Annotated in this window: 17 protein-coding genes and 2 rRNA genes; 4 read left to right on the top strand and 15 right to left on the bottom strand. The window is 60.8% G+C overall.

All coding sequences use genetic code 11. The annotated features are described in order from the left end of the window. A 23S ribosomal RNA gene (locus tag JSS95_11910) occupies positions 1-504 on the top strand; the annotation flags it as partial. Between the two features lie 148 nt (positions 505-652). Next, positions 653-769, top strand: a 5S ribosomal RNA gene (rrf, locus tag JSS95_11915). A 232-nt stretch (positions 770-1,001) separates the two neighbouring features. Here rrf and JSS95_11920 read toward each other — a convergent pair. The 4 genes from JSS95_11920 to JSS95_11935 form a co-directional block, all read right to left on the bottom strand. Further along, on the bottom strand, positions 1,002-2,303 hold the full coding sequence (locus tag JSS95_11920; GenBank protein MBS1800517.1) for a phosphatase PAP2 family protein: 1,302 nt from the start codon (positions 2,301-2,303) through the stop codon (positions 1,002-1,004). Between the two features lie 971 nt (positions 2,304-3,274). Further along, positions 3,275-5,485: an EAL domain-containing protein gene (locus JSS95_11925; GenBank protein ID MBS1800518.1), complete on the bottom strand. Its 2,211-nt coding sequence runs from the start codon at positions 5,483-5,485 to the stop codon at positions 3,275-3,277. A gap of 277 nt (positions 5,486-5,762) precedes the next feature. Continuing rightward, the gene (locus JSS95_11930) at positions 5,763-7,094 is read right to left on the bottom strand and encodes a metallophosphoesterase (protein ID MBS1800519.1); all 1,332 of its coding nucleotides are present in this window, start codon (positions 7,092-7,094) and stop codon (positions 5,763-5,765) included. Between the two features lie 148 nt (positions 7,095-7,242). Beyond that, complete coding sequence (locus JSS95_11935) at positions 7,243-7,623, bottom strand: MGMT family protein (GenBank protein MBS1800520.1); 381 nt, start codon at positions 7,621-7,623, stop codon at positions 7,243-7,245. Between the two features lie 76 nt (positions 7,624-7,699). On the opposite strand from JSS95_11935, the gene JSS95_11940 reads away from it, so the two are divergent. Then, positions 7,700-8,134: a biopolymer transporter ExbD gene (locus JSS95_11940; protein ID MBS1800521.1), complete on the top strand. Its 435-nt coding sequence runs from the start codon at positions 7,700-7,702 to the stop codon at positions 8,132-8,134. Between the two features lie 52 nt (positions 8,135-8,186). Here JSS95_11940 and ggt read toward each other — a convergent pair whose 3' ends face one another. The 10 genes from ggt to JSS95_11990 form a co-directional block, all read right to left on the bottom strand. Beyond that, positions 8,187-10,028: a gamma-glutamyltransferase gene (ggt, locus tag JSS95_11945; GenBank protein ID MBS1800522.1), complete on the bottom strand. Its 1,842-nt coding sequence runs from the start codon at positions 10,026-10,028 to the stop codon at positions 8,187-8,189. 187 nt (positions 10,029-10,215) lie between these two features. After that, positions 10,216-12,555, bottom strand: a complete 2,340-nt coding sequence (locus JSS95_11950; protein MBS1800523.1) for an arylsulfatase — start codon at positions 12,553-12,555, stop codon at positions 10,216-10,218. Positions 12,556-12,801: 246 nt separating this feature from the next. Continuing rightward, positions 12,802-14,319 (bottom strand): sulfatase-like hydrolase/transferase, encoded by a 1,518-nt coding sequence (locus JSS95_11955; protein ID MBS1800524.1) that lies wholly within the window; start codon positions 14,317-14,319, stop codon positions 12,802-12,804. A 102-nt stretch (positions 14,320-14,421) separates the two neighbouring features. Continuing rightward, positions 14,422-14,916, bottom strand: a complete 495-nt coding sequence (locus JSS95_11960) for an SRPBCC family protein (protein MBS1800525.1) — start codon at positions 14,914-14,916, stop codon at positions 14,422-14,424. Further along, positions 14,913-15,251, bottom strand: coding sequence for a helix-turn-helix transcriptional regulator (locus JSS95_11965; GenBank protein MBS1800526.1), 339 nt, complete (start codon positions 15,249-15,251; stop codon positions 14,913-14,915). The genes JSS95_11960 and JSS95_11965 overlap by 4 nt, the downstream gene beginning before the upstream one ends. Positions 15,252-15,364: 113 nt before the next feature. Further along, a complete protein-coding gene (locus JSS95_11970; GenBank protein ID MBS1800527.1) occupies positions 15,365-17,335 on the bottom strand; it encodes a DUF4097 family beta strand repeat protein in 1,971 nt (656 codons plus the stop codon). A 6-nt stretch (positions 17,336-17,341) separates the two neighbouring features. Beyond that, positions 17,342-18,559 (bottom strand): B-box zinc finger protein, encoded by a 1,218-nt coding sequence (locus tag JSS95_11975; protein ID MBS1800528.1) that lies wholly within the window; start codon positions 18,557-18,559, stop codon positions 17,342-17,344. After that, entirely contained in the window at positions 18,556-19,533 is a 978-nt protein-coding gene (locus tag JSS95_11980) for a zf-HC2 domain-containing protein (GenBank protein ID MBS1800529.1), read from the bottom strand. The genes JSS95_11975 and JSS95_11980 overlap by 4 nt, the downstream gene beginning before the upstream one ends. Positions 19,534-19,585: 52 nt before the next feature. Further along, positions 19,586-20,386 (bottom strand): RNA polymerase sigma factor, encoded by an 801-nt coding sequence (locus tag JSS95_11985; GenBank protein MBS1800530.1) that lies wholly within the window; start codon positions 20,384-20,386, stop codon positions 19,586-19,588. 307 nt (positions 20,387-20,693) lie between these two features. Continuing rightward, positions 20,694-21,239, bottom strand: a complete 546-nt coding sequence (locus tag JSS95_11990; GenBank protein ID MBS1800531.1) for a superoxide dismutase family protein — start codon at positions 21,237-21,239, stop codon at positions 20,694-20,696. A 233-nt stretch (positions 21,240-21,472) separates the two neighbouring features. Here JSS95_11990 and JSS95_11995 point away from each other — a divergent pair, with 233 nt between their 5' ends. Beyond that, the gene (locus tag JSS95_11995; protein ID MBS1800532.1) at positions 21,473-23,053 is read left to right on the top strand and encodes a tannase/feruloyl esterase family alpha/beta hydrolase; all 1,581 of its coding nucleotides are present in this window, start codon (positions 21,473-21,475) and stop codon (positions 23,051-23,053) included. Positions 23,054-23,062: 9 nt separating this feature from the next. Here the strand turns inward: JSS95_11995 and JSS95_12000 are convergent, their stop codons facing one another. Further along, the gene (locus JSS95_12000) at positions 23,063-25,582 is read right to left on the bottom strand and encodes an Eco57I restriction-modification methylase domain-containing protein (GenBank protein ID MBS1800533.1); all 2,520 of its coding nucleotides are present in this window, start codon (positions 25,580-25,582) and stop codon (positions 23,063-23,065) included. Positions 25,583-25,599 lie beyond the last annotated feature (17 nt).

Below are 25,599 nucleotides of genomic sequence, written 5' to 3' on the forward strand. Positions count from 1 at the left end.
GGTTCTGTATGGAAGGGCCATCGCTCAACGGATAAAAGGTACGCCGGGGATAACAGGCTGATCATTGCCAAGAGTTCATATCGACGCAATGGTTTGGCACCTCGATGTCGGCTCATCACATCCTGGAGCTGTAGAAGGTTCCAAGGGTTAGGCTGTTCGCCTATTAAAGTGGTACGTGAGCTGGGTTCAGAACGTCGCGAGACAGTTCGGTCTCTATCTGCTGTGGGCGTAGGAGATTTGAAGAGGGCTGTCCTTAGTACGAGAGGACCGGGATGGACGAACCTCTTGTGTTCCAGTTGTCTTGCCAAAGGCACGGCTGGGTAGCGAAGTTCGGTTGTGATAACCGCTGAATGCATATAAGCGGGAAGCACGCTCTAAGATGAGATCTCCCAACCCGTAAGGGAAATGAAGGGCCCAGGAAGACCACCTGGTTGATAGGCTGGATGTGGAAGCGCAGTAATGTGTGAAGCTTACCAGTACTAATCGCCCGTTCGGCTTGTCCATAGAATTTACTCTGCGCAGAAGAATATTCGCGCTAGAGACATTCAATACAAGCTTTGTAGTTATAAAGACTACGTAATACGCAAATTTGGTAAATGTCTGCTCAATCTATTCAGTTGTGGAGTATCGCGCGAGCGAAATTCTCAAGTTTGCCGGTGAGTTTACCGCGAGGGTCACACCCGTTCCCATCCCGAACACGGAAGTTAAGCCTCGTTGGGCCGATGGTACTGCACGCGTAAGTGTGTGGGAGATTAGGTGATCGCCGGCATTATTTTGAAAAGCCCCATCCTTGGATGGGGCTTTTCTGCGTTTTAGTGAAGCGTCCGGGGGGACAGCTAGAAAGTTTTCCCTTGAGGTGTAGTTCATGTCCGAGAAGGTGTGTCGCGCCTTCAGCGCTCTGGTTGATCGTCGGCCTGTAAACCTGGGCCTTCGACCCAGGCTGGTATGTTGGCGGGCCTTCGGCCCTGAAAGCGAGAACTACACCCTATAAGGGAAATACTCTAGTCGAATTCAGGATTGAGTCTCGGTAGCAATGCTGTGGACAAGACTGTTAGCGCCACTTCCCGGCCTAATCGCTTTCCTGCAACATGGTCGAAGCGGAAATGTTGTCCAGCATAGATTCTGCTCAGTCCAGCCTCCTCAGCCGCCTCTGAAAAGCCGGTAAAGTGGCGCGTTACTCCCGGTAGCGATTCCGACGTGACATCGAAGTCCATGCGGCGATGGAGGTATAGCTCCAGCACCTCGGTTGCGGCGGCGCTGATCGCGCTATGAGCGCCGGGGTACGATGGGTCGGGCACGGTTTTGGTTGTAAGTGGAAGCCAGGTCGGATTGGGATCCGTCTCAGGGTTGCCGTCGGTAGCCGCCATTTGAACGGCGGTGACAGGCCTCCAAAAGTCGTAGGTATACTTCGCCTCGAAGAAGGCGATGGTGGTGTCGGCGAGCGTGATATTCAGCAGGGCGAATAGATGAGCTGTTCGCTCCAGATCAAGGTGCTGTTGTAGAGCCGCGGTCTGCGCAATCTCATTCCAGAAGTCCTGAATGTTGCCATTCCAGAACTGCCCGATCTGCGTCTGCTCGGTCGTCCGCGTTGTGCTGTCCACAAACCCGCGGTCTTTGACCTCGTCGAACGAGCGCGTGTACTCATTGCTGTTTAGTTGCGGTGGCGGAAGCGGACGAAACTCGTTGGCGCGCGCGATGGCGAACGGAGTGACCTGGGGCCACTGAATGAAATCCGCCGGCGCATGATTTGGCGGTGTCAATTGGTACTGTCCCGGCCCCTGCTTTGGAACAAATGGAGGAAGCATCAGCTGCGATCCGTCCTTGCTCCGCGATGCCAGCGTCGCTGCAGCAACGGCCTTACCGACCTCGATGCCTTCGTTCTTGTCCTGCCCGTAGGAGATTTGGTCGAGGTCCTGTCGAAGCTCGGAGTCGAGCGTCGCTGCAAACGAAGGGTAGAGCGAGACCAGCACATCGTGAGCGGCCTGCTCTGCCGCGGCAGCAATCGAAGCCCTTCGCGAGGCATGAGGCAGTCGAACGGCATACGGCCTGAAGTCCCTGTCGATACTGTTGACGGCATCGAAGATGGCAATGTGCAGAATGGCGAAGTTGCGCGTTGAGTGGATTGTGGCCGGCTGCGCTCCCGGCGTCCTGACGATCTTCAGTAGTGTCCTGTTCCATTCGATGACTGGATTGACGGGCTGTGTGGATGAGAGCGCATCTGCCGCCACAACCTGGGGAAAGGCGGGGACGGAGATACAGAGACCGGCGCACAGAAGCGCGAAGCCTAACGATCGTTTTGTCATGGGGATACCTCGCTGTTGGATTCAGTGAGAAAGCCAGAGCGGGCCAGATATTGGTTGCAGTGGCAGAATCATTCCCACTACCAGTGGGTAACTGGGAATGGTCGGGTTTATTCCGAAGAATCTCAAGTACTCGTCTTTATCTCTCTATCGTTGGCGATACACCACCCCTGCCAGGTCATCCAGAATGATCCTGGGCGCACAGCCCTCTGGGCATGAAGGTATCCGTAGCAACTCTATGCAGTGAAGTGAGAAAATTCCTGCAAGCCCCGCATCTCAAAGCGGGATGTGGGCACCTGGCAACGATTCGGACGCGGTTCGCGCTTTCGCGCGAATGATCCCACATCTAGCGAAACGCCGCCAGATATGGGGCACCCAAATGTGGTAGATCTGTCAGATGTGGGCCACCCGTCCTGGGATAGTGCTGGCCACTAGAATGTGCCATTGTCCGAGAATGCAGCTTGCACCTGAGGTTGAAGTAGATGCACACGACTGCGGCATACGATAACGTCCAAAGCCAAAACGCTGTCCCGAACAAATTTCCTGAGACATACGAGTTGAACGCCATGGTCAGACACAGGCCCATTATTCGGCGTCCAAGTGGGATTCCTGTCGCGAGCAGGAGTGCCCATCGTGCCCAGCTTTTGAGCTGCCATAAGCCGAACCAATTGCGACAGAAGCACTTGCGACAAAAACCGAAAAGAAGGCGGTTACTGCCCCCTTATATGTATGAATGTCTGGAATCAATCGTTGAAGGGTTTCGACGTCACCTGGCCATATCGCGGGCCGAGCCATTTGAGTCGCCAGAATTAACACGTTGTAGACCGCATTCAAGAGAAGGAGAACAGTTAGAACTGTAACGCCTGCGGGTCTCTTCATAACGCCCTCAAGATACTCCGAGCCAATACCGAGCCAAGAAAATAGCGAGCAGCCAATCGTTCTAGGAATAAGCCAAAATGACACAGGATGCGCGCCTAATCCGAATCTCTCGATAGCCTGGTCTCTCTGTGCGCGAGGTAGGCTTCCATCTCATCTGCGCGCATTGGCTTGCCGAATAGAAATCCCTGAGCGACCTCACATCCTAATCGTTCCAGTAGCCGCGCCTGTTTTTCCGTCTCGACGCCCTCGGAGACGACGGTGATTCCCAGGCTGTGGCCGATGGAGATGACGGCGGTGGCCACGGCCTGCGCGTTGGGGTCTTCCTCGATGTTGCGGACGAAGCTGTCGTCGAGCTTCAGCTCTTTGACCGGCAGCCGCGCCAGCCGCGACAGGCTGGAGAAGCCGGTGCCGAAGTCGTCGATCGAGAGCGCGACGCCGATGTCGTGCAGCGCCATGGCGGTGGCGAGGCTCTCCTGGTTCTGGCCCACCATGACGCCCTCGGTGATCTCAATCGTCAGGCAGCTTGCAGAGAGATGGAACTCCGCAAGAATACCCGCGATGAAGGCCGTCAGGCTGCGGTTGAGAAAGTGCAGCGGAGACAGGTTGACGGAGACATTGGGAACAGCAACTCCTTCCCTGCGCCAGGCGGCCATCTGGCGGCAGGCTTCGCGCAGGCTCCAGTAGCCGATGGCTTCGATCTGGCCGATCTCTTCGGCAAGCGGGATGAACTTGCCGGGCGCGATCTCTCCCAGCAGCGCATCGTTCCAGCGGCTGAGCGCTTCGACGCCAGTCAGCTCCAGGGTTTTGAGCTGCACCTTCGGCTGATAGACGAGGTGGATCGATTCGCTGGCGAACGCCGAACGCAGCGCATTGCCAAGGATGAGACGGTCCTTCGCAATCTGGTTCTGCTCCGGGTTGTAGAAGTAGTAGCAGGCGCGGCCAGCGGACTTTGCCTGCTGCATCGCGGAGACGGCCTGCTCTGCGAAGATTCCCGGCGCCATCTGGTCCTGTGCAATGCTGATGCCAATGCTGGCTGAGGTTGAGAGTGAGAGGCCTGAGACGTTGATGGGCGCTCGAAGAGCATCGAGAATCCTGTCGGCCATCGCCGAGGCGCGCGACACGTTGCAGTTGGGCAGCACAATCATAAAGACATCGCCTTCGGTCCTGCTCACAATGCCGTGCGGGTGCGTAAGCTTCTGCAGGCGATATGCCGCCTCGATGAGAATGCGATCGCCAACGGAGTGGCCCAGCGTGTCGTTGATGTCCTTGAAGTGGTCGAGGTCGAGCGCGAAGAAGGCGGTCTCGTTGCCCTGTTCGACGGGAAGAAGGTCGCTGGCCTTGTCGTAGAGCGACTGCCGGTTGGGCAGGCCGGTCAGGGTATCGAAGTGCGAGAGCTGCGCGATCTTCTGCCGCGCGTCGTCGGTCTCGATCGCCAGCATACTGAGATGAAGACACGCCGAGACCAGCTCCATCTCAAAGGCGCTGGGGCCGCGCTTTTCCTTGTAGTAGAAGGCGAAGGTTCCGGCCACACGGCCGTCGCGCATCTTGATGGGCGACGACCAGCAGGCCTGAAAGCCCAGAAGCAGCGCCTGAGACCTGAAGTCGTCCCAAAGAGGGTCCGTGCCGATGTCGGTCACGATGACCGTCTTGCCCAGGTATGCTGCGGTGCCGCATGATCCGGCGCGCGCACCGATACGCCGGCCGCCGAGCGACGCTGAGTAGGCTTGAGGTAAACTCGGGCCGGCGAGCGGGTGAAGGCGTCCTTCATCGTCGACCAGCAACATGGACGAATACACCCCGGGCGAGATGGCTTCGACGCGGCGGCAGATCAGGTCGGCAACTCCTGCGAGCGGCAGACCGCTGGCCACGGCTTCGAGAACGACACGTTGCAGGTTTTGAATCTGCTTGGTCTCGGTGATGTCGACGAGGACGATGACGAGGTTCGTTGCCTGGCCGTCCTTGTCCCTGATGGGACTTACGCTGGCCGAGACCCAGATCTCGCGCCCCGATTTGCTGTACAGCAGCGTATCGCCATGGACGACCTGATTGTGCCAGGCGCCCTGTCGCAGGCGCTCGAAGGTAGCGGTGTCTGTGTCGGGCCCGGGAAGAAACTCGGAGGGGCGCTTGCCTGTAACCTCATCGCGCGTGTAACCGAAGAGATCGGTGAAGGCGTGATTCGCATAGATGATGCGCCGGTCTTCATCGAGGATCAGGATGGCGCGATTGGTCGCGTCGACGGCGAGCCCCAGAAGTCGAAGCTCCTCCGTTGGCTGCCCCTTCTCTCCAGCGTTGAAAGGAAAATCCATATCGTTTACCCATGGGCACTGCCGTACTTAAAGGAAACGGCAGCGTTGCTGCTCTGCAATTGGAAGGGGGCACCGGAATCTTCTACTGAGGTATTGATATATGTGTCAGGGCCGGGAGGAAAGAAAAATCGTGCAACGCGGCGAGATTCTCCTCTTATGAGATGAAGATGGCCTGATGGGGTTGCAGGAGACGGTCTCATTCCATGCGGTTAAAAGGCAGCTTGGGAAAATGTTCTTTTTGTGACGAATGCCGCAGCCCGTCAGCAGGGTGTACGTCTCAGTTGCCGATAACCTGATGCGATTTCAGGTCGATGGTCACCATATCCACGCGCGACTGCGGAACGGACTGGCCCACCTGATGGAAGCCGATTATAAGGCTGGATGGATCGACGGTAATCCGCAGGTAGCCGTAGTTCGTGTCGTCGTAGTGTTTCAGGATGAGCTGTTTGGTTTTGACGGCAGCAGTTTTTGACTCCATATAGGTGACGTCCGTACCGAAGTTCGGCTCCTGCGCAGGCGCGCCACGGCGGCCCTTCACCATGGTGTTGACATTGTGTCCGGCATCACCGCATACGATGAAGGGCACTTCGATGTCCTTTCCGCCAAAGGTAATGATTCGCGAGTAGCGCTGATAGTTGTGCGCGTGGCCAGAGAGGACCGCGTGCGGATAGACGCCTGCCTGCGCGCAGAGGGTGTCGATCTGCGCCAGCATGTTCGGGCTGCCGCTGTGGTTGCCGCCCGTTCCCGGTGTCTTCGGTGGAGGCGAATAGCTGAAAGGAGGATGGTGCATTGCAAGCAGCACCGCGCCCGCATACTTCTCCTTCTTGATGCGCGCCAGTTGCGCCGCAAGAAAATCCAGTTGCACGTCGGGAACGCCGGGCCACTTTCCTTTCTCGCTGGAGATGACGCCGGGATCTTCCAGCGCATTGCTGAACAGGCCGATGATGCGGACGAAGGGCGCATCGAGCGTGAAGTACACTCCCGGCTGCGTCATCGCCGTGCGATGCAGCGACGCGGCCTCGGGTGTGATGGTCGGCGCCGTGGCGCAGAAGTTCCGCGTAAAGGTGTCGAGCGGCGTGCTTCCCGCCGGTGTGTTCGGAATCACGAATGAGTCGTGATTGCCCGGTATGGCAAAGATCGGTCCGGGGTAGCTGCGGTACGGGTCGTAGAACTGGTCGTAGTAGTACTTCGACTCGCCGAAGTCGTAGACAACATCGCCGAGGTGGAAGAAGAACATGGCGCGATTGGCGGCGTCTGCAGTGCGGCAGTCCTGCGTAACCTGGTCGGCGACGTTTCTTTCGTTGCCGTACTTGCCCTCGTTCGAAGCGCCGGTGTCGCCAGCCGCGTGAAAGACGAGCTTCTTTGCGGCCTTGATGCTGGAGACGATCTCCGGGCCATGCGGGCCGTAGGCCTCCTGCAACGTGAACAGCGCGTCCGGCGCCACGCGCGAGCTCTCGAAGCCGACGGTGTCTTTCTTCAGCAGGTTCTGGATTGCCTTGTACTGCTGCGTGTCCGACGGATGCTTGACCTTGAAGCGCGTTGGGTCGGGGGTGATGTTGCCTTCGTTGAAGACTGGCTGGGGGAGTGTGGTGGAAAGATCTCTGGGCACGTCAAACCTCTTCGCTGGAGCAGATTGAGAGACGGGGCCGGAAGTGTAGGCAAATGTATCACGTCTGCTACGCCCGCGCACTACCTGCGCGAGAGCGGTAGTGCCGTGGGTCAATTTGGTTGTTGACGCCCGGCAACGAATGGGCGCGCTATTTCAGCGTCTCCCAACTGCGCAGCGTGTGCTCGTAGAGCGCCATATTGACGCGCCTGCCGCGAAATTTGACGCCCTCCATCTCCAGCAGCAGGCGCTGTTCGCCTGCTGCTTCGCCGCGCAGTTTGATCTCACCGCCTGCGCCGACAATGCGCTGCCAGGGCAGCCCTTGCAGCGGAGCGTTGCGCAGCAGCTTCGCCACGGCGCGATGGTACAGCGGATAACCCGCCGCCGCTGCAACCTTGCCGTAGGTTGTCACTTTGCCGCGCGGCACAGAGCGGATGATGCGGCGGAACGCATCGTCGCGCTGCTCGTCTTTGCGAAGGGCGTCTTTGAGGATGCGGCGCTTGAGGTCCTGCGAGACAGGCGGGCGTGGCATGAAGAGAACTGTATCAGGAACACAGGTTGGAACTTTCACGCGCATGCTGGTGTCAAAGTGAATCAGGAGGCACGACATGAGCATGTCATCCGGTGGCAGCCGAGGTTTGAGTGCGGAGATCAACGTCACTCCGCTGATCGATGTACTTCTGGTGTTGTTGATCATCTTCATGGTCATACAGCCTGCATTGGTTCAGGGATTGGATGCGTTGGTGCCGCAGCCTCCGAAGAACGAGCGAGTGGAGGCAACTCCTCAGCCTGTTGTGGTTCAGGTTGTCGCGGGCGGCAGCAACGGTGCAACGTACAAGATCAACGGGGTCGCCTTCGATAAAGCAGCGATTGAGCCGAAGCTGACGGAGATCTTCGCAGTCAGAAGCAGTAAGGTCATGTTCGTCAAAGGCGACGCCGGCCTGGACTTCTCAGCGGTTGCGGAGGTGATCGACGATGGTCATCGGGCAGGAGTCGATAATATCGGCATCGTGACTGCGCGCTCGAGTGCTGCGCTCCGTTGATTGGAGATGAATCCCTCGACAGATTGGGCACCGGTTTTGTGCGTCGTCACATTTAGTAGGCCAGAGCCACCGCATCGCAGCGCATCTCGCTGGCGGCGGAGTAGAAGCGGTCGTTGCCGCTCGTGCGGTGCTCGATGCACTCGTAGCGGCCGAAGCCTCCGTCGCTTGCGCCCATGGGCCAGCCGAGCGCGGCGAGCGCCTTCTGCGTGGCTTCGGGGACGCCGTGTTCGAGCTTGAGAATTCCCTTGGGCCCGAGGCCTGCCGGGTCTTCGCCCATCGACTGCGACGAGCCTTCGTGGTGCCAGCGTGGGCTGTCGCCTGCTGCTTGAATGTCGAGCCCGTAGTCGACGCGGTTGATGACGATCTGCGACTGGCCCTGCGGCTGCATGTCTCCTCCCATGACGCCGAAGGACATCCACGGTTTGCCGTCCTTGCAGGTGAAGCCGGGGATGATGGTCTGGAAGGGACGCTTGCCCGGCGCGTAGATGTTGGGGTGGCCGTCCTGGAGCGAGAAGAGCTGGCCGCGGTCCTGGAACATGAAGCCGAGTCCGTCGGCGACGAGGCCCGAGCCCATGCCGCGAAAGTTCGACTGGATCTGCGAGATCATCAGGCCGTCGGAGTCTGCGACGGTGAAGTACGTTGTGTCGCCGTGCGCGGGCGCCTGGCCGGGATAGATGGGCGTGAGGATGCTGTCTGGCTTGATGAGCTTCGCGCGCTCTTTCGCGTACTCCTTCGACTTGAGCCAGTCGATGGGGATCTTCGCGAAGTGTGGATCGGCGTAGTAGCGGGCGCGGTCTTCGTAGGCGAGGCGCTTGGCCTCGATCTGCGTGTGCAGCGACTGCGCGGACTGGAAGCCCATCTCGCGCAGGTCGAAGTTCTCGATGATGTTGAGCATCTGCAGCGTGGCGAGGCCCTGCGTGTTAGCGGGCATGGCGAAGACCTCGACCCCGCGATAGGTGGTGGAGAGCGGGTCGAGCCACTCGGCGTGCTGGTCCTTTAAATCATCCTTCGATAGCCAGCCTCCAATGCGTTTGAAGTAGGCGTCGATGGTGTCGGCGATGGGGCCGTTGTAGAAGGCGTCGCGTCCGCCCTCGGCGATGAGCTTGTAGGTGCGCGCGAGGTCGGGGTTGCGGAAGACGTCGCCTTCGCCGGGGGCCTTGCCGTTGGGAGCCCAGGTGTGGAAGGCGTTGGCGATCTCTTCGATGCCCGCGCCGGGACGCGCGAAGGCGGCCATGTTGCGCTTGATGTAATAGCCGATGGTCTGCGGCACGGGTACGCCCGATGTGGCGAGATGGATCGCGGGCTCGAAGAGATCGGCCCACTTCAGCTTGCCGTAGCGCTGATGCAGGTTCCACCACGCATCGACTGCTCCGGGAGTGGAGACGGCGACGGCGCCGAGCGCGGGCAGCGCGCCGTTCTTTGCGCGAGAGCGTGCAGTCTCAAGCGAGAGAGATTTTGGCGAGCGTCCTGAACCGGCGAGCGCGACGACCTTCGATTGCTTCGGGTCCCACGCGAGCACGTAGCAGTCGCCGCCGACGCCGGAGCTGACGGGTTCGAGGAAGCCGAGGCAGGCGTTGGCTGCGACGGCAGCATCGGCGGCGGAGCCTCCGCGCTTGAGGATCTCGATGGCGGTGAGCGTGGCGATGGGGTGCGCGGTCCCTGCGGCTCCGCTACGACCCATGGATGCGGAGCGCGTGGCGAACGACGCTCCGGAAGGGCGGTCGCCTGCGTGAACGTCGTGGCGCGTGAAGCGCTCTGCATTCGCGGGCTGAAATTTTTCGAGCGGCGGCGAGGCTACGGGCGCGCTGACGCTTTGAGCTTCGACGGACCTGGCGATGGATGCAGCCCCGGCGGCGGCGAGTGGAAGTGTGGCGATGAAGGAACGGCGGCGCATGGGTGCTCCTTGATGGGCGTGTGCAGATGATCTTCGCATAGTTGCGGGCGGGAAGGGGGTTTGGTTTCGAGCTTCGCTCGAATGCCCACTCATGCCGCGATAAAACTGCGTCATGAATGGTGCACCCGACGGAGGTCATACATTCCCACCCTTCGCGATGAGACTGCGAAGGATGGGGCACCCGGACCTAATTGAGGATGTCGAAGTCGATGTGACGAATGGTTCCGGTGAACGGGAACGGGCTCTCGTAGTCGCCGACTGGCGAGGCGCTGTCTTCGCCGATGTCGAAGGTGTCCTCGAAGGAGAAGCCGAGCGGGACGGTGCGCTCGATACGCGCCTTGTCGACGAGCTTGTCGTTGACGTAGAGCGAGGCGGTCGCGCCCTTGCCTATACCGCCGCCGTCGTAGTCGAACTGCATACGAATCTTCGCCGGGCCGGGAGGAAGCGGGTCATGCGCGGCGATGGTCGTGATCGTGCGCTGGAAGAAGTTGTAGGTGTAGGTGGGGCGGCCGTCCTTGAGGAAGAGCGAGAAGCCGCCGCCCTCGGCGCCATCGGCGAGCAGAACGCCGTTCGCTCCACCGGCGGGAATGTCGACGTAGGCGGTGATGGTGTGCGAGTGGTTCTCGTAGACGGGCGTGAGCGAGAGGTAGAGGTGCCCCGTCTTCGCGTAGTAGGTGAAGTGCTTCTGCTTCGGACGCTCCTGCCTTCCGGCGATGCGCGGGTCGAGCGGATAGACGTGGTTCTTCTTCGCCTCGGTGTCGAAGAGCGTCTGCATCGTGTGCAGCCTGGCGGGCATCCTCTGTGCGAGATCGTCGGCCTCGGAGTAGTCGTTGTCGATGTGGTACAGCTCCCAGGGCTGCTTCATCATGCTCTCGGGCTCGGTGGAGTAGACCCACGGCAGCAGGCCGCTGCGCGCGGCGGCGATCCATCCGTCGTTGTAGATAGCGCGGTTGCCCATCATCTCGAAGACCCGCGTTGTGCGCTTGCCGGGCGCGGTGGCCGAGTCGAAGGTCGACGTCATGCTGATGCCGTCCACCGGCTGCTGCTTTACGCCGTTGACGGAGACGGGCTGCGGAACCTTCGCGGCTTCGAGGATGGTGGGCACGATGTCGGTCACGTCCTCGAACTGGGTGCGAATCTCGCCGGCTTTTTTGATGCGGCTGGGCCACGAGATGACGAGCGGGTCGCGCGTCGCGCCGAGGTGCGAGCCGATGCGCTTGCCCCACTGAAACGGAGCGTCGCCGGCCCACGCCCATCCGACGGGATAGTGCGGCGTGGTGCGCGGGCCGCCAAGCTCGTCGAGCTTCGCGAGCATCTCGGCGGTGCTCTGATGGATGCCGTTGATCTCGCTCATGGCGTTGACGGCTCCGTTAAGCCCGCCCTCAAGGCTGGCGCCGTTGTCTCCTGCGATGTAGATGATGAGTGTGTTGTCGAGCTGGCCGGTCGCGGCGATGGCGTCGATGACGCGGCCAATCTCGTGGTCAGTCTGCGCCATGAACCCGGCGAAGACCTCCATCAGCCGCGCGGACACTTTCTTCTGATCGGCGGAGAGCGAGTCCCACGCGGGGATGGAGGCTGGTCGCGGAGTCAGCTTTGTGTCAGGCGGAACGACGCCGAGCTTCTTCTGCCGCTCGAGCGCGAGCTCGCGATAGCGGTCCCACCCCATATCGAACTGGCCCTTGAATTTGTCGATCCATGCCTTCGGCGCTTGCAGCGGCGTGTGCGTTGCGCCGGTCGCGAGGTAGAGGAAGAAGGGCTTGTTGGGCGCGAGCGATCGCTGCGAACTGATCCACTGGATGGCGTGGTCGGCGAGGTCTTCGTTGAGGGTGTAGTCGTCTTTGCGGCCGGGCGGCGCGACCATCTCGACGGGCTGGGTTCCAAGTGTGAGTTCGGGGAACCACTGGCTGGTCTCGCCGTTGAGGAAGCCGTAGTAGTAGTTGAAGCCCTGGTGCGTGGGCCAGTGATCGAAGGGGCCGGAGAGCGTGACCTCGCGCTCGGGGATGAGGTGCCACTTGCCGATGGCGGCGGTCGCATATCCGTTGTCGCCGAGCACCTCGGAGACGAGCGCGGCGCTCTTCGGAATGGCGGCGTCGTAGCCGGGATAGTCGGTGCTCCAGTTGGTGATGGTGCCCATGCCGACGTTGTGATGATTGCGTCCGGTGAGCAGCGAGGCGCGCGTGGGCGAGCACATCGCGTTGACGTGGAAGCGTGTGTAGCGAAGCCCGCTTTGGGCGAGGCGGTCGAGCGTCGGCGTGGGGATGAGGCCGCCGAAGGTGCCGGACTGCGCAAAGCCCGCGTCGTCGATGAGGACGAGTAGAACGTTGGGCGCGCCGGCGGGCGCTTCAACGAGAGGAGAGGACGAAGGCGTTGAAGTCGCGTAGGTGGTGCCGATGGTGCCGCGAAAGGGAGCTGGAGGAATGGGGAGCACAGTGCGGTCGATCTCCTGCGCCGTAAGCCAGGGCTGGTGGAGCGTGCAGAGCGCGGCGGCGGAGATGGATAGTAACGTGCGGAAGGCGCTGTAGGACATCGCTCACCTCAACACGGCGTAGCGCAATGATCGCACATGCCGGTGGAAGGTGATACATCCCACCCTTCGCTGCCGCGAAGGATGGGGTACCCGATCATTCTCGGCAGCACTGGGTGCTCCACACAAGCGGCTTTATCGCATGTGTGGGCATTCGAGCGAAGCTCGAATGCTGCCGTTCTTCTTCATTGAAACCCTGCAAGCCCACCTTAGCGACGATGAAGCCGTCGCGAAGATGAGGCACCCGGCTTATTGTTTTAGTGCCAGCAGCCAGGGGCTTGCGGGTGTTGCCAGCGGCTGGTGGTCGAGGTCCAGCGCGTCGTGCTCCGCTACGCGGTAGGTTGCGAAGAAGCGGTTGAGCACGGCCGTCATCTGCTCGATGCGAGTGGCGTGTTGCGGCTGCGCGTAGAGGTTTTCGGTCTCGCGCGGGTCGGCCTTGAGGTCGTAGAGCTCGTTGGGGAAGCCGACGCCGCGAAACGGATAGCGCAGGATGAGCTTGTAGCCTGCGCTGCGCATCATGCGGGCGTTGCCGTACTCGCAGAAGATGGTGTCGTCGTGGGGCGTGGATTTGCCGCGCAGGTGAGGGAGGTACGACTTGCCCGGCGAGTTGATTGTGCGCGCGGTCTCTGCGTTGGGAGATGCGCCTGCGACTTCGAGCAGCGTGGCGAAGAGGTCGCAGTGATTGACGGCGAGATCGGAGACGAGATCGCGCGGCACACCGCCGTTGGGCCATGCGATGGCGCAGGGAACGCGGATCGACTCCTCGATGAAGTTTTGCGGGATGGTGGCGTTGCCCTTCTCCCAGAAGCCGTGATGACCGGCGTTGAGGCCGTGGTCGCCGGTGTAGACGACGAGCGTGTTGTCGAGCTGGCCGCGCGACTCCAACTCGTCGAGGACGCGGCCGACCTCGCGGTCGATGGCGGAGGCCGCCGCGTAGTATTGCGCGTGCTTCGTCCGCTCGACGGCGGGATCGGACGAGACGGGGATGGCCGTCTTGCCGTGGGCGGCGGCGAAGCGCTCGCGAGGGATGTCGCGGAAGGTTGCATCGTTGTACTTTGCGACGATGTCGGAGGGCATGTCGGTGTGCGGCGAGTGCGTGTCGGTGTAGCCGACGAAGAGAAAGAACGGCTTCGTTTGTGTTTGCCGCTCCGCGTAGTGCGAGCGCAGAAAGTTGAGCGCCTGTTCTGTAAGCAGAGGCGACTGAAGGCCCTCGACGACGACCTGCTTGCCGTTGTCGGAGAACTGCTGCTTGCCGTTGTGCGGGTACTGGTTGATCCAGTAGCTGAACCAGGAGTCGAAGCCGGGGTGCGGCTCGCGCTCTTCGCCGCAGTGCCACTTGCCGACGAGGCCGGTGTGGTATCCGGCGCTGCGCATCAGCTCGGAGATGAGCGTCTGGCCCTTGAGCCAGGGATAGGCGTAGGCCTGCTTCGTCTCCTCGATCCAGTCATGGATGCCGTGCTGCGAGGGCATGCGTCCGGTGAAGAAGCTCGCCCGCGCGGGCGAGCAGACGGGGCACGTCGTAAATGCGTTGGCCATGCGGACGCCGCTGCGCGCGATGCGGCTCATGTTGGGCGTATGAACCTCGGAGTTTCCATACGCCTGCTGGAGCCACTGGCCGTGGTCGTCGGTGAGGAAGACGAGGATGTTGGGTCGCGCGGGAGATGGCGGCCTCTTCTTCGAGGCACTCTGCGCCTGAGTGTTGGCGGCGGCGAGGGTCGAAGCTGCTGCTGCCGCGCCTAACGATTTAAGAAGTTCTCTGCGTTGCACCTTCATGGCCCGCCCTCGATCTTATTCGACCACGATACTACGGAAGAGAAGGCACAGATGCCCGGCCCTCGTTGGGAGCCGGTTTATCTGTGCCTTAATAAGTTACATATCTTTGGGCCAGTGTTTGGTGGCCTCGAGGGCATCTCCGGTTTCGAGCAGGCTCTTGAGGCTCGACAGGATGGCGGGCCAGCCTCCGCCGATGGACTCGAAGAACTTCGGCGTGTTGGCGTCGGCGGCATCCATGGTGCCAAGAGCGTGCGTAACGGTGAGTTTGACGGCATCGGCGGCAGGCTCAAGTTCAAAGGTGCACTGTGAGTGGCCTTTGGTCTTGAACTGGGGCATCAACTCGTGCTGCCAGGTGACGACGAGCCGGCGCGGCGGATCGAACTCGACGACCTTGCCTGTGTCAGCGACGCGGCCGTCGGGAGTCTTGAGCGCCCACGGGGTTCCGGTCTTCCATGTGGTGTCGTGCGTGACCTCACACCAGTAACGGCGGGTGAAGTCGGAGCTGGTGAGCGCTTCCCACAGTTTTTCGGCGGTGGTGCGGATGTAGATGACGTAAACGAAGGGCTGGCCGGCGGCATTTTTGGAACTCATGAGGCATCTCCTTTGCGTGGGCGTGCGGATTCAAGTGAATGTTTGAGATCGGCGAGCGTGCGCAGGGGCATGCGCTCATACTTGTTGATCCAGCGATCGGCGATCTGGTGGATGGGTACGGGGTTGAGGAAGTGGAGTTTGTCGCGGCCACGCTTGCGGGTGACGACGAGGTTCGCTGTCTCGAGGATGCGGAGGTGCTTGGTCACTGCCTGCCGCGTCATGTCCAGACCGACACAGAGTTCGTTCAGCGTCTGACCGTTGCGAGCGAAGAGGCGGTCGAGAAGCTGACGGCGGCTGAGGTCGGCGAGCGCCTTGAAGACGATGTCGGCGTTCATGAGGAGATTTTATGCAACCATTTGGTTGCATGTCAAGGAGGGCAAACTGAATGATCAAAATGACACAAGGTACTGGGATCTCCAGTACCTTGTGTTCAGGTCGAACGTAAGAGCTAGCGTTTCTCTGCGGCGGTCCGTTCGGCGATGGCCTTTTTGACGAGGGCTTCGGCCTGAGCGAGGCGGGCCTTGATCTCGGCGTCCGTCAGCGAGTGACCGTTTGGGCTGGTGGCGTATTTGGAGCCGTCGGCGTTGAGGGTGATGTGTGTGCCGTCTTTGCCGATGTAGACCTTCGATCCGTCGGGGTGGGTGTCGTAGCGGGTGCCGTCAGGGCCGACGTAGCTCTTCGATCCATCGACCTGGGTCGTGAGCTTTGTGCCTCTGTTGATATAGACGCTGGAGCCATCGGGACTGGAGTTGATGCGCAGGCCACTCTTGTCGACGATGACGGCTGATCCATCTTCGCCTCGGATGTTGACGCCGTCTTTGCCGACGTAGACGGAGGCCCCGTTATCGCCGTTGATGGAGATGCGCGGCGGAGGCGGCGGTGCGGGTGGCAGCGGGGCGATGGAGGCCTTCTTCAGGTTGATGTCGCCCTGGCTGGTGGTGATGCGGACCAGCGGGCCGCCCTTGCCGACGGTGCCGGAGTAGGACTTGTGGTTGGAGTCGTCGCCGCCGGTCTGGGCGAGGTCGAAGTCATTCTCCAGGTCGCCGTTGGTGGTCTCGGCCTGAACGGTGAAGCCGGCCTGCTCCGGCAGCATCAGGCTTACCGAGCCGTTGCGGTTCTCGACGGTGACGTTGCCGAGTGGGGGCGCGCTGGTGATGTCGACCGAGCCATTGCGGTTGGTGACGGAGACGTCGCCGGCGACGCGGTCGAACGTGATGTTGCGGTTGCGCGTTGCCAGGGTCAGCGGGCCGACGGCCTGATCGACGGAGAGGTCGGCGTTGGGGCTGATCTCGACTTCGCCGTCGAGGCGTCCGAAGCGGAGGTCGGTGCGGCTGGTGTGGAAGCGGACGTTGCTGGTGATGTGCTGGAGGTGCGTGGTCCCGAAGAACTCGCCGTCCATGGTGGCGGTGCCGGTGATCTCGGAGAAGCTGAGGTCGCGGGCGCGGCCCTGGATAGAGACTGGCCCCGTGACCGAGTGCGCGGAGAAGGAGGAGTCGCCGTTGTTGATGCGGGCCATCACGGGGCCGGTGATGCCGGTGATGGTGATGTCGCCGTGATTGGATGTGACGTTGACTGGCGCTTTGATGGAGGCGACGTGGACGTCTCCGCGGTTGGAGAAGACGGTTGCCGGGGCCGACGCCGGGACGGTGATGGAGATGTCGGCGCGGCTGCCTTCGATGGAAGGCAGCGAGACCTTGACGACGTCGCCATCGGTGTCGATCTTCGGCGAAAGCTGTTGTGCGCGGGAGTCGGCCTCGGAGTCCGAGCGCGTATAGACCTGCTTGTGCACGTCGATGTGGATCTGGTTGTCGTCGCTGGTGCCGGAGACGGTGACATCGCCGCGCGGGTTGTCGACAGTCAGGGAGCCATTGGCGGGAAAGGCCTGCGCGAGGGTCTGATCGCTCTCGTGCTTGTCGCCGAGGAACTGGTCCATGTTGTCGGGATCGATGTGCCACCGGCGCGCCCATGATCCGTCGTGTACGCCGCTGAAGACGATGCCGGTGATGCCGAAGATCAGCAGCAGGGCGAAGACGCCTCCGCCGAGCGTGCGGCGGCGAAACACGGGTTCGTCGCCGTGAAAGTAGCTGTCCCATCCCCACTCCAGCAGCATGATGCCGCCAACGCCGACCAGCAGCAGCGGCCACCAGCGTGAGTACCAGCCCCAGAAGAAGGTCGAGGAGATGTGGCCGGTCTGGATGAGCAGAAAGACGACGCCGACGGCGATCATCAGCAGCGGGCCGACGATGGAGGTGCGGCGGCTGCCGCGCATCTGCGCGCGGTAGGCCTGCTGCTGGGCGCGATAGTAGTCGCGCTGGAGGCGGGCCTGCTCGCGCATGACGCGGCGCTGGTAGCGCCAGTCGCCCTGTGGCGGAGGATACTGACCGGGAGGCGGCGGGTACGGTGGTGGTTGGGTGGCCATGGTCGTCTAGCGCCCTTCCTGGTCGTTCTGGTTCGGATGGCTTTGGCCGGGCGTGTCTTCCAGCGTCGAAGGCGGAACAACGGAGCTCGTGGAAGCGGCGGGAGGCGCCTGGTAGGGAGGGTACGCCGGTGTCGCCGGTACTGAGCTGTAGACCGTCTTCTCCGCGAGAACCATGAGGCCGGCGACGATGATGAACAGCGGCCAGCTTCTTCCAAAGGGCAAGATACGGAACTCGGCGAGGAAGAACATGACGCCGACGAGGATGACCCAGATGGAGCCGCGCAGGGCGCAGAAGAGGCGCATGCGGTAGAAGGCGGAGCCGTCGTTGGCGAGCGTAGAGCCGGTGGCGGTCATCTTGTTGTAGAAGATCCAGACGCCCAGCATGATGAGGAAGAGCGGAAGAAAGATGTGCGGGAAGCCGTGGAAGATTCCGGCGTTGCCGACGAGAAAGAGCACGCCCAGGCCGATGAGCCAGATGGCCCCGACGGGGAAGCGGTTTCGAGGCGCGGGGTATGCACCGGGGTCGAAGACCGGGGGATTCATGTAGGGGTTGGCCGCGGGGGGCGTGTAGCTCTGCCACGGCATCTCCCAGGGCTGCTGCGTTGCGCCCGGTGCGGGGGCGAACGGAGCGGCAGCGGGAGGGGTGTACGGATTGGCCGGGGGCACGTAGGCGTCGGCGGGGGGCGGCACCGGGGTGGAGGTTCCGCCCGAGGCCCACGACTTGCCGAAGCCGAGGCGCTCGCCGAGATCATTCAGGCCGAAGGGATTGGGCAGCGGGGTTCCATCGCGCCGCGCGACGGCGGTCTGATAGGCCTCGAAGACCTGGTAGAAGACCCAGCCAGCGACGAAGATGCCGAAGATGCTGCTGTTGTCGGCCAGCGAGACCAGGACGGCGAAGACGATGAGGTGGACGACTCCCTTGGCGAACTGGCCGTTGTACATGGCGCCGACGCCGGGGATGAAGCCGAGCAGGGCGGCGAGGCCGGGGTTGGGCGCGCCGGTTGGCGGCAGCGGAGGAATCGCGCCGGCGGCGGCATAGTTCGGGCCGGGGTCAGGGTAGGGGCCGGATGAAGGAGGCGGAGCCGCTCCCGAGATCTTCGAGGCGAGGCAGGGCTCGCAGTAGATGGCTGTGCCCACGACGCGGGTGCACTCCTGGCAGAGTGGTTTGCCGCAGTTCTGGCAGAAGGCGGTGCGTTCCCGCTCTGGATGATTGGCGCAGTTCATGCCTGGCCCCCTTGCTGGCGTTGCCTGAAGACGTTGGGAATAGAGACAAATGAGACCTGTTCAAGATGACGGGCCGGCTGGGGGGAGGGGCCGGACTGTTCGTTCTGCGATGCCGATGCCGTAAATTGCAGCGCGTGACGCGGCATGACGCTGCTGGAGCCGGAACGGGGACGCGGTGCGCTCTGCTTCTGCTGGGCGGGGGACTTCTGGTCGTCCTGATCGCCCTGCTTCTGGTCGCCTGAAGGGGCGTTCTTATTGGGAGCAGCTGCTGGCGCGGCGCTGGCCGGGGCTGTGCTGCCGCCGGAGTCGTCGCCGCGCAGGTCCTGCACGCGCGACTCAAGCTCGTAGACCACGCGAAGGTTGTCGACCGAACGCATGACGCGCGCGTTGGTGTCGTAGAAGCTGCGCTTCAGGCTCGAAGGCTTCAGGTCGCTCAGGCGAAGCTGCGTTACATGCACGCCGGTAAGGTTGAGCGTGACCGCAATCGAGAAGAAGGCCATCGCCGCCGTCATGGCCAGCCGTGGCTGCATGAAGGTGTGGCGGACGGACTGGAGGCGGAAGGCATTTGCGACGCGCTGGCGGAAGGGCAGCACGTTGCTCGCGGTGTAGACGGCGGGTGAGGCGGCCGCGGGGGTGAGCATGGGCTGCCCAAAGAGCGGATTGGCCTGCGTGGAGTTCGCGGAGACGGAGTTGGCGGCCGGGCCGGTGGCGGCAAGGATGCGCTCCAGCAGGTCGGCCGGGGGCTCGGGCTGCGGGGTCTTGAGCCGCATCAGCCACTCGGCGCCGCGCCGGGCGTCGATGTACATGCGGGAGCAGTCGGCGCAGGTGGCCAGGTGACGGTCGAAGACGGCCTGCTCGTCGGGCGTGAGGGCGCCGTCGATAACTTCGGCCAGCATGGCCTCGCACTGGGCGCAGATGGCCGAAGCGGCATCACCGAAAGGCTGCGCGTTACCGAATTTGTTGATGTCTGCCACCTTCAACCACCTCTCTTTCTATCACGCCTGTTTTCGACTGCTTTCAGGCTTTCTACATCTGTTTTTCTATACGTTGCAATAATCTTGCAAGTTCCCCGCGACCGCGGCTAATACGGCTTTTTACCGTGCCCTCGGGAATGCGCAGTACCTGCGCGATATCTTTGTAGTCCATATCTTCAAGGTCACGAAGAATCACAGCCTCGCGAAGCTCGGGCGAGAGCTGTTTGAGCGCATCCTGGATGCGTGCTTTTAGCTGAAGAGACGCGACATGCTTCTCCTGGGACTCGCGGGGGTCGGCGAGCCGGTCGGCCATGGTGGGGCCATCTTCTTCGCCGTCGAAGCTCGCGTCGAGCGAGTCGGAGGCGCGGTCGAGGCGGGTGCGGCGGAAGTGATCGACAAGCAGGTTGCGCGCCAGCGTGGTGATCCAGGTCTGAAAGCTGCCCTTTTGCAGGTCAAAGCTCGAAAGATTCTTGTAGAGCTTGAGGAAGACGTCCTGGGTCAGGTCCTCGGCGTCGCTCGAGGAGCCGGTGAAGCGATAGCAGATGCCATAGATGCGCCGGTGCTGGGAGACGACAAGCTGCTGCCACGCCTGGGAGTCGCCGGCGATACATTGGCGGACCAGTTTGGCGAGTGCTTCCTGTGCGGCTTCCTGTTCGGGCGTGCGCTCCAACGTTGCCTCAAATGATCTGGACGGTTGTAAGAGTGTACCGCGCGCAGGGGCTGTTAAAGACTGGGTAGCGACAGGGTTATCCGGGGTGGAACGAAGAACCTGCACCTGTTGTGACGGCCGGGGGGCGCGCCTGGGCCGGATGCTGTGGCCGGGGGCCGGAATCGCCATGTGAAGAACGCCCATGCGGATGGTATACGCATGGGCGACGGGAGTTGTTCACTGAGCTGTAAGATATTGAAAATAAGACGAATAGTAGCTGTTGTAACGAAGAACACCTCAGTTCGTGCCATCCTGAGCGGAGTGGCGTAGCCGTGGAGTCGAAGGACCTGCATTTTCGTTCTTTCCCCAGCGAAAATCTGCCCGCGCACAGGAAAAATGCAGGTCCCTTCGACAAGCTCAGGGCAAGCTCTTCGACTGCGGGTTCGCTAAAGCGCGACCCCTTCACTCAGGATGACACCCTTTAGCTACTCCCCGCCTCTCTGGCTCCGAATCACTTCCGTGTGTCGTCCATCATCGTCGGCGCGGTGATGACGCCGCAGGCGATGCGGTTTCCGGCGTTGCCGGTGGGGTCGGTCTTCATGTCGTCGGCCTTCTCGTGGACCATGAAGGAGGTTCCGCCATTGGCCAGGATGGAGTTAGGCGCATCGGGGGCGAGCGAGATGTAGTCGACGGTGAAGGTCGCCGAGCCGGTGCCATCGCCCGCTACGGTGATGTTCTTGGGCAGGTCGCCGTCGTGATGGCCCATCGGGTTCTGGAGGCCGTGCTGCTTGGTGGTGGGGTTGAAGTGGCCGCCCGCGGACTTGAAGTCGGGAGCTTCGCAGAGGGGCTTCTGGTGGATGTGGACGGCGTGCTCGCCCATGGGCAGGTTCTTGAGATTGACCTTGATGATGACTTTGTCGCCTTTGGAGGTGAAGGCGGCAGTACCGGCGTCCTTGCCGTCGGAGGTCTTGAGGTGGACGACCAGAGGTTTGGTCTTGGCCGCGAAGGCGGGCATGGCTACGAGGCTGATCGCGAGAGCTGCTGCGGAAAGGCGCATGGTGCTTTTCTCCTGAAAAGAGTTCGCTGAAGGTTGAGATGCCGGAAGTTGACGCAAAGAAAGAATAACCGAGTAAAGTCGGGATGGTTTAATAGCTGCGGTTGGGATGACAGAGCTTGCACCTGCGGGTAGGATTCATCCCACCCTTCACTGCGTGAAGGATGGGGCACCCGGGCTTTTGCAATGACTTCGCTCAGGATGACAGTTTTTGGGTGATTTGGAATGGAGGCGGAATGAAAGCGGTTCTGTTCAGCTTGATAACAGCGATGGCAGCGACGACGGCGTGGGGACAGCCTGCGGCCGAGAAAAGATGCGGTGAGCTAACAGGGGTGACGCTCGACCATGCGAAGGTGACGCGGGCGGCGCTGGGCACCGTTGCTGATTTGGAGGAGATGAAGGTCTCTAACGCAGCAAAGATTCCTGCCTTTTGCCGGGTGCAGATCGAGGACACGCCTTCTGCCGACTCAGAGATCAAGACGGAGGTCTGGCTGCCGCTCGCAGGGTGGAACGGCAGGCTACGCGCGCAGGGGAACGGCGGTTTTGCCGGGTCGATCTACTACGGCGCGATGGCCGAGACGGTGCGGCAGGGATATGCGACGGTGGGCACGGACACGGGTCACGTCGGCGGCAAGGGTGACTTTGCGCTGGGGCATCCGGAGAAGGTGAAGGACTTTGGCTGGCGCGCTGTGCATGACATGACAGTGCAGGCGAAGGAAGTCGTCAAGGCGTTCTACGGCAAGGCGCAGGAGAAGGCTTACTTCACGAGCTGCTCGGACGGCGGGCGCGAGGCGTTGATGGAGGCGGAGCGGTTTCCGGCGGACTATGACGGGATTCTGGCGGGCGCTCCGGCGTACAACTGGACGGGGTTGTTGTCGGGCGCGGCGGCGAACAGGCACGTGATCGAGACACACGCAGGGAGCGCTCTGCCTGCAGAGAAGGTTCCGGCGCTGGCGGCGGCGGTGAGGGCGGCGTGCGATACGAAGGATGGTGTGAAGGACGGCGTGCTCAACGATCCGCGTGCGTGCGGGTTCGATCCGGCGGCGATGTTGTGCAAGGCGCGAGATGCGAAGGACTGCCTGACGGCTCCGCAGGTGGAGACGGTGAAGCGGCTCTATCGCGGGACGGTGGATGACGCGGGCAAGGTGGTGTTTCCCGGGCTGCTGCCGGGAGCGGAAGAGGGGCAGAACGGCTGGACGCGGTGGATCACGGGCGACGACAAGGAGGCGGCCATGGTGTTTTACTCCAAGGGCTACTTCTCCAACTTCATCTTCGACGATCCGAAGTGGACGGCGAAGGACTTCGACTTTGACCGCGACTACAAGCTGGCTCTCACGAAGACGGCGGACGCGCTGGACTCGACGGACGCGAACCTGACGCCGTTTGTTGCGCGAGGCGGAAAGCTGGTGCTCTATCACGGGTGGAACGACCCGGGGATTCCAGCGCTGATGACGGTGGACTACTACAACGCCGCGGTGCGAAAGATTGGCCAGGGCGCAGCGGACGGTAGCGTGCGTCTCTATATGGTTCCGGGAATGCAGCACTGTTCGGAGGGTCCAGGAGCGACGGAGTTCGGCGAGGGGATGGGATCGCGCGGCGACGCGGAGCACGATGTGTTTACGGCTCTCGAAGGCTGGGTGGAGAAGGGAAGCGCCCCGGGAGTGCTGACGGCGGCAAAGATCGAAGGCAAAGGCGCGGAGAGGAAGACGGTGATGACGCGCCCGCTGTGTCCTTACCCGCAGGTGGCGAAGTATGACGGCAGGGGAGATGTGGCTAAGGAGGGGAGTTTTGTTTGTGTGGCGAAGTGGAGCCGTTAAAGTCAGACGCTATTCTTTGTCTTCATAAGGGCCGAGGAATCTTTCGCCATTGAAATGGATCAGATGAGTCGGAGCATCTGCGACCCACACCTCGGTCTCCCATGAAATGTCGTTCAGGTATTTCAACATGGCATGCCGGTCGAGGAATGCGGTGACGAAGACAAGGCCCGCGGAGCAATCTTTGAAAAGCTTCTTTAGTTCACCGCGTCGTTTTGGATTGACTGGTCCATGACTGGTGACTGCTTCAATAAGAACAAGCCAGTTTTTCTTCTCTACATAAACCGCCACATCAGGCATCTTGCCGTGAGCTTCGATCGCAACGCCCAGTTTTTTGAGCAGACGGTCGTCAAAGTAAGCCCATTTTTGACCGGTATCTCCAACGTAAATAAGCTTTCCGCCAACGGTAAAGATTTCGCAGAAGTCTTCAATGATCCTCTCGATGAGGATATTTTGCCCGCCTGGGGAAAGGGTGATTGTTTTGCCTTTGGCAACCTGGATAGGGATTCGTTTCATCTCGCGTTCGCGAGCGTATCTCGTCTTCAGGGTTTCAATAGACGCTAGATATGTCTCCAGTCCCTTCCGATATGCAGGTGTCCCGAAGGTTTTGAGCAGTTCGAGAAGGCCGGGCTCTATTCGATAGACCGTCTTTGCGCTATTGGTCGCGCGTTCAAGATCATCTGGGTTGATGGAGACGATTCCAGCGTCGAGGAACTGATGAATGGTTTGGCGGCGCACTGTTTCGCGCGTATTGGGGGCATACACTCTGCCGTAATATTCCCGGAAGTAATCCATCATTGGCGTGATGCCTAGTAGCGGGTCTTCGGCCTTCGACCATGATGTATCCGGCTTGATGTCCAGCAATGAAAGGAGCGTTAGCGCGGAACGCTCGTTCTGTTGTTCTCGCGGCAGGCCAAGATCTTTCAGTATTTCAAGAGCTTCGGCGATCTTCTTTTTTGCTTTGACGGGCTTGAGTTTTGTCATTGCCAAACCGAATATCTCCTGTTGAACATAGTCGTCGATTGTCTGTTGGTTGGGAAATACATCGCCGATTCTGTTGCCCAGTGCTCTGAGTTGGTGAGCGGTTGGGTACCGAAAGCTGCGCAGGTCCGTGGCGTTTACCTGTGTGTGTCCGTTGAACTGGCGGAAATACATGTCAACGAGCGTCGAGTTGAGAAAAGCGGTCAACCCTTTCGCAATGTCGAAGGGGATACCGCCTCCATTGTGATGGAAGTAATTCAGATGATTCTCGAAGCCGATTTGACCGGAGTTGATGCGAGTCGAGTCGTACACTGCGGCCACAATCCGCTTTTGTTCTTCTTTTGCGGAGAACCGTTTTACGAGTGTGTAGACTCCGCTGGGAATCAGTAACGCTTCGGCGCCGGGTAGCATTTTCATGGCCTGCGGTTTTTTGCCGGGTTCCTTTGGCCATTTGACATAACCATTCTCAAGATGCCGAGGATAGATCAGGGGAACGGTGTTCTCAGCAGGTTCCATCTCCAGAAATGAAGTAGCGCGAAAATCGACCACCCGTCCGGTGGATACCTCTAAATCCAGATCATTCAGTGTTGTCTCCAACGACGACATGTGCTCGGCGACTGAGGCTCCGAGCTCATCGGGAACGATATGAATAAAACAATCGGGATCGCCTTTGCGAGCCAGCTTCTCATAGGGAATCTCTCGAATGGTGATCTGCTCGTCTTCCGGGCCCGCGCCTGAAGATATCGTTACATTCGCAGGAGACGCCCCTTTAACACCATAGAAAATAACGTTCTCTTGTAGAACGCTGTCATCTTTGAACGCAACCTGACGGGATTCAAAGACATGAATCCGTTTGAGAGTCAGTGTCTCCAGCAGAAGTTGGCGGAAGGGCTTGAAGTAGGGACCGTTACAGAAACTGCGTGGTGTAATGGCAACAAGTTCGCCGCCTGGAGCAAGCAGTCTTAGCGCCACGGAGAGAAATCCTGTGTACAGGTTAGATGTTTCGATGCCGATTTCACGCAACATCAGCCGGCTCTCTGAGTCGCTCTCAATCTTTTTGTAGGGCGGATTGAGGATGGCGCAGTTGAACTGCCTGACTTCGCCGAACATCTCCTGTCGAAGCTGTCGAACACCATCGTCAATGAAGTCCTTTTCAAGGAGCTTCGACTCAAAAGCTATTCCGGCTTGTTCGCAAGTCGTTCGACATTGCGCGAGCGTGTCCAGCAAGTATCCACTGAGAACGGGATCAATCTCGTAAGTCGTGGATTGAATGGAGCGTGGCTTCTGCTGGCGGTTGCATATCTCACTTATGAACGCCGCCGTGAGGGACCCAACGCCAGCTCCGGCGTCCAGCAGTGTGATGTGGCTTTCTTCTGCATCGAACATGGATGCCATCAGCCGGGCCGTGGCTGGGGCAGTCATGAACTGTCCAAGATCGGTGCGACGTTCAGGCGCAAGTTTCCGATTTGCGTCCAATCGGAAGAAATCAACGCTCTGCACCAGACCTGCGACGCTCATTTGATCACCAGCATGTATTTTATGGTTCAACATCCCGGTCACAAAGCGCT

This window comes from Acidobacteriota bacterium (assembly GCA_018268895.1).
Lineage (GTDB): Bacteria > Acidobacteriota > Terriglobia > Terriglobales > Acidobacteriaceae > Edaphobacter.

Coding starts and splice junctions, on each gene's coding strand:
- JSS95_11920 (MBS1800517.1), bottom strand. CDS start 2,303: ATGACAAAACGATCGTTAGGCTTCGCGCTTCTGTGCGCCGGTCTCTGT.
- JSS95_11925 (MBS1800518.1), bottom strand. CDS start 5,485: ATGGATTTTCCTTTCAACGCTGGAGAGAAGGGGCAGCCAACGGAGGAG.
- JSS95_11935 (MBS1800520.1), bottom strand. CDS start 7,623: ATGCCACGCCCGCCTGTCTCGCAGGACCTCAAGCGCCGCATCCTCAAA.
- JSS95_11940 (MBS1800521.1), top strand. CDS start 7,700: ATGAGCATGTCATCCGGTGGCAGCCGAGGTTTGAGTGCGGAGATCAAC.
- ggt (MBS1800522.1), bottom strand. CDS start 10,028: ATGCGCCGCCGTTCCTTCATCGCCACACTTCCACTCGCCGCCGCCGGG.
- JSS95_11950 (MBS1800523.1), bottom strand. CDS start 12,555: ATGTCCTACAGCGCCTTCCGCACGTTACTATCCATCTCCGCCGCCGCG.
- JSS95_11960 (MBS1800525.1), bottom strand. CDS start 14,916: ATGAGTTCCAAAAATGCCGCCGGCCAGCCCTTCGTTTACGTCATCTAC.
- JSS95_11965 (MBS1800526.1), bottom strand. CDS start 15,251: ATGAACGCCGACATCGTCTTCAAGGCGCTCGCCGACCTCAGCCGCCGT.
- JSS95_11970 (MBS1800527.1), bottom strand. CDS start 17,335: ATGGCCACCCAACCACCACCGTACCCGCCGCCTCCCGGTCAGTATCCT.
- JSS95_11975 (MBS1800528.1), bottom strand. CDS start 18,559: ATGAACTGCGCCAATCATCCAGAGCGGGAACGCACCGCCTTCTGCCAG.
- JSS95_11985 (MBS1800530.1), bottom strand. CDS start 20,386: ATGGGCGTTCTTCACATGGCGATTCCGGCCCCCGGCCACAGCATCCGG.
- JSS95_11990 (MBS1800531.1), bottom strand. CDS start 21,239: ATGCGCCTTTCCGCAGCAGCTCTCGCGATCAGCCTCGTAGCCATGCCC.
- JSS95_11995 (MBS1800532.1), top strand. CDS start 21,473: ATGAAAGCGGTTCTGTTCAGCTTGATAACAGCGATGGCAGCGACGACG.
- JSS95_12000 (MBS1800533.1), bottom strand. CDS start 25,582: ATGTTGAACCATAAAATACATGCTGGTGATCAAATGAGCGTCGCAGGT.